General features: G+C 39.4%; 6 protein-coding genes and 1 pseudogene. 6 read left to right on the top strand and 1 reads right to left on the bottom strand.

Annotation, left to right across the window (positions count from 1 at the left end; genetic code table 11):
* Nucleotides 1-77 precede the first annotated feature (77 nt).
* Nucleotides 78-1,376: a UDP-N-acetylmuramoyl-tripeptide--D-alanyl-D-alanine ligase gene (locus VYM24_RS02735; RefSeq protein WP_330941380.1), complete on the top strand. Its 1,299-nt coding sequence runs from the start codon at nucleotides 78-80 to the stop codon at nucleotides 1,374-1,376.
* A gap of 10 nt (nucleotides 1,377-1,386) precedes the next feature.
* Here the strand turns inward: VYM24_RS02735 and VYM24_RS02740 are convergent, their stop codons facing one another.
* Entirely contained in the window at nucleotides 1,387-1,779 is a 393-nt protein-coding gene (locus VYM24_RS02740) for a VanZ family protein (RefSeq protein WP_007210677.1), read from the bottom strand.
* 104 nt (nucleotides 1,780-1,883) lie between these two features.
* Between VYM24_RS02740 and VYM24_RS02745 the strand changes: the two genes are divergently transcribed.
* The 5 genes and pseudogenes from VYM24_RS02745 to VYM24_RS02765 all read left to right on the top strand — a co-directional run bounded on the left by VYM24_RS02745 (nucleotide 1,884) and on the right by VYM24_RS02765 (nucleotide 11,751).
* Nucleotides 1,884-3,254, top strand: a complete 1,371-nt coding sequence (locus tag VYM24_RS02745) for a sodium-dependent transporter (RefSeq protein WP_299095406.1) — start codon at nucleotides 1,884-1,886, stop codon at nucleotides 3,252-3,254.
* Nucleotides 3,255-3,257: 3 nt separating this feature from the next.
* A complete protein-coding gene (locus VYM24_RS02750; protein WP_330941381.1) occupies nucleotides 3,258-4,193 on the top strand; it encodes a ComEA family DNA-binding protein in 936 nt (311 codons plus the stop codon).
* A gap of 117 nt (nucleotides 4,194-4,310) precedes the next feature.
* A pseudogene (locus tag VYM24_RS02755) lies at nucleotides 4,311-6,635 on the top strand (carboxypeptidase-like regulatory domain-containing protein).
* Between the two features lie 181 nt (nucleotides 6,636-6,816).
* Nucleotides 6,817-9,096 carry a GH92 family glycosyl hydrolase gene (locus VYM24_RS02760; RefSeq protein WP_330941382.1) on the top strand — a complete coding sequence of 760 codons (2,280 nt, stop codon included), beginning with the start codon at nucleotides 6,817-6,819 and terminating at the stop codon, nucleotides 9,094-9,096.
* 108 nt (nucleotides 9,097-9,204) lie between these two features.
* Nucleotides 9,205-11,751: a hypothetical protein gene (locus tag VYM24_RS02765; protein WP_330941383.1), complete on the top strand. Its 2,547-nt coding sequence runs from the start codon at nucleotides 9,205-9,207 to the stop codon at nucleotides 11,749-11,751.
* The last annotated feature ends 126 nt before the right edge of the window (nucleotides 11,752-11,877 follow it).

The following is an 11,877-nucleotide window of genomic DNA, read 5'->3' on the forward strand; positions in this document are numbered from 1 at the left end:
CCACCGTAACGGAGAATATCTATCTTTGCAACGTTTTAGACAACAGAATATAACAACGTTTCAAAAAGGAGATAGTTATGGATATCACCACCCTTTACAAAATATATCTGGAATGTACCTGTGTGACAACCGACAGCCGCAACTGCCCTGAAGGTTCTCTATTCATTGCCCTGAAAGGCGATAGTTTCAACGGGAATGCCTTCGCCGCCAAAGCATTGGAATCTGGAAGTGCATACGCAGTAGTAGACGAAGCCGAACACGCCCCGGCAGGCGATTCACATTATATATTAGTAGACAATTGCCTGCATACGCTGCAACAACTTGCCAATTACCATCGCCGCCAACTGGGCACGCGCCTCATCGGCATCACGGGCACCAATGGGAAAACCACCACCAAAGAATTAATGGCTGCCGTCCTGTTGCAGAAATATAATATACTTTATACACTGGGGAACTTGAATAACCACATCGGCGTCCCCCTCACTTTGCTACGCCTGAAACCGGAACATGAACTCGGCATCATAGAAATGGGTGCCAGCCATCCGGGAGATATCAAAGAATTAGTAGATATAGCCGAACCGGATTATGGCATCATCACCAATGTAGGTAAGGCGCATCTGGAAGGTTTCGGTTCTTTTGAAGGAGTTATCAAGACCAAAGGCGAACTGTACGATTACCTCCGCGAGCGGGAAAACCCTACAGTCTTCATTCATCACGACAACGCTTTTCTGAAAAAGATTGCCGGAGGATTAAACCTGATTTCTTATGGAAGCGAAGACGGACTATACATCAGCGGACACGTGACCGGCAATTCCCCTTATCTCGCTTTTGAATGGAAAGCAGGCAAAGACGGTGAACGCCATGAAGTGAAGACGCAACTGATTGGTGAATATAACTTCCCGAATGCGTTGGCTGCTATCACCATCGGTCGTTTCTTTGATGTGGAACCAGAAAAAATAGATATTGCTTTAGCCGAATATGCTCCACAGAATAATCGTTCGCAGTTGAAACAAACCGCAGACAATACGCTGATTATTGATGCATACAACGCTAACCCCACCAGCATGCAGGCTTCCATCAGCAACTTCCATAACATGAAAGTTGAAAATAAAATGCTGATATTGGGGGATATGAGGGAATTGGGAAAGAATGGTCCGGAAGAACATCAGAAAATTGCAGACTTCCTGACAGAATGTGGTTTCAAGAATGTAATGCTGGTAGGAGAGCAGTTCGCTGCCGCAAAGCATAACTTTCCGACCTATCCGGATGCCCCGGCGGTCATCGAAGCTTTACAGAAAAGTAAGCCTCATGGAAAAACAATCCTTATCAAAGGATCGAACGGAATTAAACTGAGTACGGTGATTGATTATTTATAGTCAATCACCATTACTGTTTCTTTGCCATTCGCGGACGTAATACAAAATATCCTATCAGCGAGGCAATCAGCGCTCCTGTTGTATTTGCAGCAAAGTCCAGCCAATCGCCTCCACGATAAGTAGTGCAGTATTCCTGCAACAATTCTACCATTCCACTAAATAATACCGGACAGACAAACGCTCCTACCCACGCATGCCACAATGGAGAATCTCCTTTTTGATGCGCCCGCAGGAATTCCAGCCACAACATACCGGACATCCCTAAATACATACAAACATGTACGATTTTATCAATATTAGGAATATTGCTCAAATCGGTGGTAGGCGGTTTAAAGAACGACAAATAGATTACCGTCAGTATAATCAGTAATGATACCGGATATTTCTTAATATAGTATAGCATATCTCAATTTATGAACGATTTGCGCGCAAAAGTACAGAACATTTTCTATATTTGCATGTTCTAGTAGAGAATAATAACGAAATGAAAGAAAAATCTACTTTTTTATGACTAAAAATGACAGAGCCAATTTTGGAAGCAAATTAGGTGTCATACTTGCTTCGGCAGGTTCCGCGGTCGGTCTGGGTAACATCTGGCGATTTCCCTATGAGACAGGTAATCACGGCGGTGCTGCGTTTATTCTCATCTACTTAGCATGTGTACTTATATTGGGAATTCCTATCATGGTATCCGAATTTCTCATCGGACGTCATTCACGCGCCAACACCGCCGGTGCTTATCAAAAACTGGCACCGGGTACACACTGGCGTTGGGTAGGTCGTATGGGAGTACTGGCAGGTTTTCTAATCTTGAGCTACTATTCCGTAGTGGCTGGCTGGACACTGGAATTCATCGGTGAAGCTGTTACCGATAACTTTGCCGGAAAAACGGCAGCCGATTATATTAATACGTTTAATTCCTTCTCTTCTAATCCTTGGCGTCCCGTTATCTGGCTGTTACTCTTTCTTCTTGCCACCCACTTCATCATCGTGAAAGGGGTGGAAAAAGGTATTGAAAAGTCTGCCAAAATTATGATGCCGATGTTATTTATTCTCTTAATCATACTGGCAGGCTGTTCCATTGCATTACCAGGCTCCGGTGCCGGTCTGGAATTTCTTCTAAAACCGGAATGGGATAAGGTAACTACCAACGTATTCCTGAGTGCCATGGGACAGGCCTTCTTCTCCCTGAGTCTGGGAATGGGATGCCTTTGCACCTATGCATCGTATTTCAAAAAAGACACGAATCTGACGAAAACTGCTTTCAGCGTCAGTATTATCGATACATTCGTCGCCATATTGGCAGGACTTATCATCTTTCCTGCTGCATTCTCGGTGGGTATTCAGCCGGATGCCGGTCCGAGTCTTATCTTCATTACACTACCCAATGTATTCCAACAGGCATTTAGCGGAGTACCTTTTTTAGCTTATATATTTTCAGTCATGTTTTATATTCTTCTGGCAGTTGCAGCACTGACTTCCACCATCTCTATGCACGAAGTGGTGACGGCTTATCTACACGAGGAATTCCACTTGAGCCGGAAACGCGCGGCAAGCTTCGTTACGGGCGGTTGTATGTTTTTGGGAACCTTATGTTCTCTTTCATTGGGAGTAGGTAAAGGATATACTCTGTTCGGCTTGAATTTATTCGACCTGTTCGACTTTGTCACAGCTAAGATCATGTTGCCGTTAGGTGGTCTGTGCATTTCTATCTTTACCGGTTGGTATCTGAATAAAAAGATTGTCTGGGAAGAAGTCAGCAACAACGGAACACTGAAAGTAACGTTCTACAAATTGCTGATTTTCATATTGAAGTTTATAGCTCCGATAGCAATTTCACTCATCTTTATTAAGGAATTGGGATTCTTGAAATTGTAGGAGATGCAGAATCTATTTAAAGATTTCTTTTACTTTACCCGGGGAGAAAAGCGGGGTATCCTGATGCTCATAGCGACTATCTGTATCGTCTTTCTCGCCGGGTATCTTATATCCGCCTGGCAACGAAGAAATCAAATCTCCCCGAATGACAGGGCTATACAAGCTACCGCCCAACAGGAATATGAAGAATTCATAGCCTCACTGGAAGAAAAAGAGCAATCCGATGAAAAACAATATACGAGTTATAAGCAAAAGAAAGAAGAAAGCATTCCCATCATCCTGGCTTCTTTCAATCCCAATACAGCTGACTCCATAACATTCCGACACTTAGGACTACCAGCATGGATGACAAAGAATATCCTGCACTATCGGGCAAAGGGTGGCAAATTCCGTAAAACGGAAGATTTTAAAAAGATATATGGAATGACAGAAGATCAATACTCTGTTCTGTCACCTTACATACATATCCCACCGGAAGACACAGTACGTCATACACCACAACTGTATATTACAGAAACTGTACCAGTGGAAAATATAAAATATAAAACCGGCACTATTCTTGATCTTAATCGCGCTGACACAACCGAATTAAAAAAGATTCCGGGTATCGGAAGCGGTATTGCCCGCCTGATTGTGGGTTATCGGCAACGCCTTGGCGGATTCTACCAAATAGAACAATTAAAGGATATCAATCTGGATACTCGGCAACTGCAAGCATGGTTCAGTATCGACCCGACGAATGTTCACCGCATTAACCTGAACCGCACCGGTGTAGACAGATTGCGCTCCCACCCTTACATCAACTTCTATCAGGCTAAAGCTATTGTAGAATATCGTAAGAAAAAAGGCTCGCTAACAAGCCTTAAACCTTTCTCCCTTTACGAGGAATTTACAAAAGCTGATTTGGACAGAATCAGCCACTATATCTGCTTTGAATAAATAAAATATTTCCCCTCTGATGCAACTTTAATCTCCGTTTCTTCGTCTAACCAATAGAAAACAACCTGAAACAGGACAGGCCATTCTGGAATTAGGAATTAAAATAAAAAAATCACAATGAAAAGATTATTAATAGCCATACTGATGGTCAGTATGGTACAGGGAGTATTTGCTCAAAAAATAGAGATAAAAGGTACTGTACGCAATGCAACAGACAATGAAGCCACAGAATTTGTAAACGTCGTGCTGCAAACAACCGACTCCGTCTTTGTAAATGGCGTGTCTACCAACAATCACGGAAGTTTCATTTTCAATAAAGTAGAAGCTGGCAATTACCGATTGGTTCTTTCCAGTGTTGGATACAACACACAATACATCACATTGAACGGAGTAAAACGTAACACAGATCTGGGAGATATTCTTCTGGAAGATGCCTCAGTAGCCCTGGAGGGTGTAACCATCAATGGTTCCAGTCAAATCAGCCGTCCCGACCGGAAACTGGTATTCCCTTCCGAACGCCAGATGAAAGTCTCCACCAATGGAGTCAATCTGTTACAAGAACTGATGCTCCCACGTATCCAAGTCAATCCGATGAATAATGAGATCGGAATATCCGGTGGAGGTGAATTGCAAATACGTATCAACGGAGCCAAGGCAGATATCAATGAGATAAAAGCTCTGCGCCCCGCCGATATCATCCGTATAGAATATCATGACAATCCCGGATTACGTTATGGCAATGCGGAAATCGTACTCGATTACATCGTTCGCCGCCCCGATACGGGAGGAAGCTTCGGCACCGATCTCAGTCAAGGTGTCAATGCAATGTGGGGAAACTACAACGTATTCGGTAAAGTCAATCATAAAAAATCAGAGTTCGGTCTTTCTTACTACATGGGGCCTCGCGATTTCTACGGTATGTACCGGGATAATGAAGAAACATTCCGCTTAGCAGATGGAAATACCATTCAACGTGTGGAAAAGGGAGAGCCCAGCCATGCCATGTTATTCATGCAAAATCTGAATGTCAGTTACAGTCTTCAGGCATCCAAAAATTCTCTCTTCAGTGCCACCTTCCGCCTGCGTGGAAATAATCAGCCCAATTGGGATTACCAGGGAGTGCTCTATAATGTGAATGATGAGACAGATATGGTAAATATGATAGACCGCACCAAGAATAGCTGGACTCGTCCCTCTTTAGACCTCTACTATCAGCAAAACCTGAAAAACAAACAGACGTTGGTATTCAATCTGGTAGGAACTTACAACCGGGAGAAGTCGCACCGTATCTATCAGGAAAGCCTGCACAACGAAATGCTGACTGATATCAACAACGATGTATCGGGTGACAAATACTCCTTAATCGGAGAAGCCATTTACGAAAAGCAATTTTCAAAAGGCAATGCGTAGAGTTTTGGCTTACAGCACACCCAGTCCTATTCCAACAACGAATACAGAAACGGACATAATTATGATACACGGATGAACCAGGGAAACAGCTACATATTCAGTGAATACCGCGGAAAGATTCATAAACTGGATTATAGGTTAGGAGTCAGCCTGACACGTTTCTACTACAACCAAAGTGGTAATGACAAACCTTCTGAAAAGTACAATGTGAATCCGAAAGCTACATTACATTATACCTTCTCGGAGAATTCATATCTCCGCTGGAAAGCTGAAGTTTTTAACGCCACTCCTTCATTGAGTGACCTAAGCGCCATAGAACAAACGGTAGACTCTTTCCAAATACGTCGTGGCAACCCAAATCTGAACTCGTATATGTGCTATCGCACGGAGCTGACCTATGAATGGAAGAAAGGCATTTTCTACAGTAACTTGTGGGGAGCGTATGATTACCGCCCCAATGCCATTATGGATGAGAAACGGCAGGAAGGCAATAAAATTGTACAGACATGGGACAATCAGAAAGACTGGCAGAAACTGTCCGGACGACTGATGCTCCGGGTAGGTCCGATATGGGACATGTTGCAACTCTCTTTTACCGGTGGAGTGAATCATTATATGAGTAACGGAAACAATTACTCCCACACTTATACCAACTGGTATTACGAAGGACAGGCTTCTTTCAACTACAAGCGTTTCTCCCTGTTCTGGCAGATTAATACCAACTGGAATAACTTTTGGGGAGAAACCTTGTCGGGTGGAGAGAATATTCAGATATTAGGATTGTATTATAAATATAAAGATCTCCGCTTAGGAGTTGGAGCTTTCAACCCATTCTCAGACAACTATAAGGTACAGAATGAGAATTGGAACCAGTTCGCCTACTACAAAACTAAAAGCTATATAAAGGAAAGTGCACAGATGCTTCTTGTCAATCTGTCCTACAACTTCTCTTTCGGACGCAAATTCAAGGGAATACAGAGGAAAGTGAACAATAGCGACAATAACTCGGGAGTAATGAGTACGGGGAAATAACAGATATTGTAAACAACCATCATAAGAAAGCTTTTCGAACAAAAATTATGTGGTTTACATGGATTAATAAAAAAAATCCATGTAAACCACATATTTTTCTATATTAATTCAGCCTTTTAAGAGAGATTTCATATGTTTTTAAGCCTCCAAATCTACATTTGTCGAAAATAATCGTATACTTATGAAAATAAAAAATTATTTCTACATCCTTTGTTTACCGCTTTTGCTAATATATTCTTGTAAGCAGGTAAGCTCCGTATCTGAAAAAACTCCGGTTGATTACGTTAACCCATACATGGGAAACATTAGTCATTTATTAGTCCCAACGTATCCAACCATACAATTACCCAACAGTATGCTACGTGTATATCCTGAACGCGCAGACTTCACTTCCGTAAAGATGAAAGGACTACCTATCATGATGACTAGCCATAGAGGTAAATCAGCATTTAATTTGAGTGCAGTACAAACAGAAACCAATGATTCCATACCCCAAGTGATGTATTATGAATACGACAATGAGGTTATTAAACCTTATCTATATCAAACTCACCTTTTAAATGAAGAAATAGATGTCAAATTTGCTCCTTCTCACCAATCTGGTATATACCAACTAAAATTTGAGAAAAAAGTACCACCTTATATATTATTAAGTTCCAATAATGGGCAGTTAACAGTAAAAGATAACACTATATCAGGATTCCAGCAGATAAAGAATTCTTCAACAAAGGTCTTTATTCACCTGGAGGTTCAAGAGAATCCAGAAATAGCAGGAGCTATCATCAAAGGGAAAATGGATTATAAGCAACAGACAGCAGAGGGTTACAATGCAACAGTAGGAATGGCCTTTCCAGAAGACACCAAATACGTATCTATCCGCTACGGGATATCTTTTATCAGTACAGAACAAGCAATGAAAAACTTGTATCGAGAAATCAAAAATTATGACCTTAATCAAATTGCCGAATATGGAAAAAAAATATGGAACGAAAAGTTAGGCAAAATAGAAGTATCAGGGACAAGTGAAGAAACCAAAAATGTATTTTATACATCTCTTTACAGAACCTATGAACGCATGGTATGTATTTCAGAAGACAACAAGTACTGGAGTGCTTTTGACAATTCCGTACACAATGATAGTGGTGTACCATTTTATACAGATGATTGGATTTGGGATACTTACCGTGCCTGTCACCCTTTGCGGGTATTAATAGAACCCAAAATGGAAACCGATATGATTCGTTCATTCATTCGCATGGCTGAACAAATGGATAATTTTTGGATGCCTACTTTCCCCGAAATTACAGGAGACAGCCGAAGAATGAACTCTAATCACGGAGTAGCAACGATTATAGACTCTTATGTAAAAGGTTTAAGAGACTTCAATATAGAAAAAGCATATTATGCTTGTAAAAATGCAATTACAGAAAAAACACTGGCTCCCTGGTCGGCTCAAAAAGCAGGTAAATTAGACCTATTTTATAAAGAAAATGGATACATTCCCGCATTGCGACCGGGAGAAAAAGAAATAGTTCCGGAAGTACACAGCTTCGAAAAAAGACAACCGGTAGCAGTTACCTTAGGAACCGTTTATGATGAATGGTGCCTCTCTCAAATTGCTTTTCAATTAAACAAAAAAGAAGACTACAAATACTTTAGCCAACGATCTTTATCTTATCATAAACTGTTCAATCCTCAAACTAAATTTTTTCACCCCAAAGACGACAGGGGCAACTTCATTACTCCTTTCAATTACACAACCTCCGGAGGATTAGGAGCACGTGAAGCATATGGAGAGAACAACGGCTGGGTGTATAGATGGGATGTGCCACATAACATTGCTGATTTAGTCAATTTAATGGGAGGAAAAAATGAATTTATAAACGAATTAGACAGTACATTCTCTACTCCGTTAGGCATAAGCAAATATACTTTTTATGCACAGCTACCAGATCACACTGGTAATGTCGGCATGTATTCGATGGCAAACGAGCCTAGCCTTCATATCCCATACCTATACAATTATGCAGGCCAACCTTGGAAAACTCAGAAAAGTATAAGAACTTTAATTGATCAATGGTTCCGTAACGATCTTATGGGAGTACCTGGCGATGAGGATGGCGGAGGGATGTCTGCTTTTGTAGTATTCTCCACTCTCGGATTCTATCCTGTAACTCCCGGACTACCGATGTATGTGATTGGAAGTCCTTTCTTTGAAAAGGCAATCATTCATCTTGGCAATGGCAAAACTTTTAAAGTCATCGCAATCAATAACAGTAAAACAAACAAATACATTCAGTCGGCCAAGCTGAATGGTAAAGTATGGAATAAAAGCTGGATCTCTCACAAAGATGTGGTAAAAGGTGGAATTCTTGAATTAACAATGGGCAACAAACCCAATCGAAACTGGGCATCAGCAGATGAAGATATCCCGCCTTCCTTCGAAATGTACCATCCATGAAATAGTATTTCAGACTTTTCAATATCTTCTCTTTAAAAAGAGAGTGAAACCTTTCCCCACTCTCTTTTTTTTGCTATTTTTGTTTCCGTTAATCATATTGATATTATCGTGAAACAGACAATTATCTACATATTATCATTATTTATCTTCATCTTCGATTTAAAAGCAGAAGGACTTTATTTTCAATCTTATGAAGTGAATAAGGACTTACGAACTACTCTAAATCTCACTCCAGAAGAAACTCTTTCATTGGCAAAAGGTTTTTCTATGGATTTTGATTTAAAGTTACGACGGGGAAAACATAACTTCGGTTATATATTTCGTATGATAATCAATGATAACCAAAATTTAGATTTGGTTGTTCGTTCCTCTTCTCCTAGCCGTTCCTATTTTCTCATTGTTGGCAATGAAAACAGGCTAACTTATTCTTGTGAGAATAACAGACAAGACGATCTAGAATGGACACACATAACAATCTGTTATACTAAAGATAATGACGAACTCACTCTAAAAATTGGTGACACGGTACAAAAATCAAAACTTAACGGAGCTATTCCCTCATTTACAAATGTGAAGCTTTTCTTTGGAGAAACTAAACACCACATATATTCTACAACAGATGTTGCTCCTATGACTTTAAGAAACATTGAACTGAAGCAAACCGGAGGAAAACACTTCTTATGGGAACTTTGTAAACACTGCAAAAATGAAATCCGAGACAAGTACCATAATGCCAAAGCAACTGTAACACATCCCGTTTGGTTAATAGACCAGAAAGCGCATTGGAAAAAATGTGCCACAGTTTCAGCTACCCAACGGCATTTCTGGGCTTTTAACGAAAAAGACTCTAAAATATATATTGCAGGCCCTCAATATTTATATATTTACGACCTTAACTTAAATCAGTTTTCCGATACGATTGTACCAAAGAATGGCTCTTGCTTCTATAGTGATGCAGCCAGGTTACTATTTGATTCAGGAAAAAATAAGTTATTATCTTACGAAATAGATTCCACACATATAGAATCTTTCGATTTTGTTCAGAACAGATGGGAATCTAAACATACCACTTCATCATCTCCTCGTTTTTGGCATCATAATCATTTTATTTCTTCACAAGACAGTTCATTATATTGTTTTGGAGGATACGGTTATCATCTGTACAAAAGTATCTTAAAGAAGTTTTCTTTCAAAACCAAACAATGGCAAGAAAAAGACTTAAGCTCATATATAACTCCAAGATATCTTGCTGCATTAGGGCAATCTTTCGGTAAAGTCTACATTTTCGGAGGATATGGTAGCCAAACTGGAGAACAACAAGTATCACCACGCTATTTTTATGATTTATATGAATTGAATCCTCAAAATTATGTAATAAAAAAGATATGGGAATACGATAACCTAGAGAACAGTTTCGTTCAAGGTAATTCAATGGTCATCGATTCTGAAAAAAAATGCTTTTATACCCTCTGTTATCCCAGTGAAAAATATCACTCATACATCTATCTAAATAAATTTTCTTTAGAAAAGCCAATTAGAACAATCTTGGCAGATTCCATTCCTTTCCTGTTCAATGATACGGAATCCATGTGTGACCTCTATTTTGATAAAAAATTGAATAAGCTTATTGCTTTAGTCCAAGTATTAAGTACACAAAATCAATATGAGATAAGCATTTACACTTTAAATTTTCCTCCTATAACACACTCTGAGATATATCAACTTCAATCATCATCTTCTAATCATAGCGTCATTTACTTTATCAGCCTTTTACTTTTCGCTATTACATTATTGATTTTCTGTTATCTACACAAGAAAAGGAGATATTCTCAAAAGAAAACTACTTATCCAATTACAGAAGAGTTTGCCTCCAACATAGAAGAAACTAACACGGAAACAAACACACCTCACATCCTGAAAAAAAGACAATCTTCCATTACATTCCTTGGAGGATTTCAGGTCATTGGCATTAACGGAGATGATATTACAGGCGCGTTTACGCCTACCCTAAAGAATTTACTGGTACTAATACTGCTTAACACAATGACCAAAAAGAAAGGGATCTCCTCTGAAATGTTAATTGAGCGCTTCTGGTATGATAAAAATGAGTCCAGTGCTCGCAACAACTTAAGTGTGAATATTAAGCGGTTACGTTCCTTATTAGAACAAGTTGGACCTATCCAAGTAGTTCATTCAAACGGATATTGGACAATTGAATTATCCGATTCTATCACATGCGATTACAAAAATGTAAGCCAATCACTGGAATCTATCCAAGAAAATCCAAATTCTTTTTCTGAAAACCAAATAAACCAGATACTTAATCAATTAGCATTAGGTATCTTATTACCTAGTATACAAAATGAATGGATTGACGAATACAAATCTAATTACACGAACCAAGCTATTGAATCCTTAAGACTACTATTAGACATAGTAAGTATTTCCAATGAATTAAAATGCAAAATATGCAATACGATTTTAATGCTCGACTCGCTGGACGAAGATGCTCTTATAGAGAAATGCAAGACACTCTATATTTTAGGAAGAAAGGGACAAGCCAAAAATGCCTATGACACCTATTGCAAAAACTATTTAGCACTGTTAAACACAGAATTCAAAACATCATTTTCTGATATTATTGAAAAGAAATAGCCACAATAGCTATTACAATAACTCACTCATTCGTAACCAATATTACATTTACATAACATTTCCCATTAAAATGATTTTAATGGCTTATTTTCATCGTTTTTTAAGATGATTTTAATCCGTCATAAT

The sequence above is a fragment of the Bacteroides sp. MSB163 genome (genome assembly GCF_036416795.1).
Classification (GTDB): Bacteria; Bacteroidota; Bacteroidia; order Bacteroidales; family Bacteroidaceae; genus Bacteroides; species Bacteroides maternus.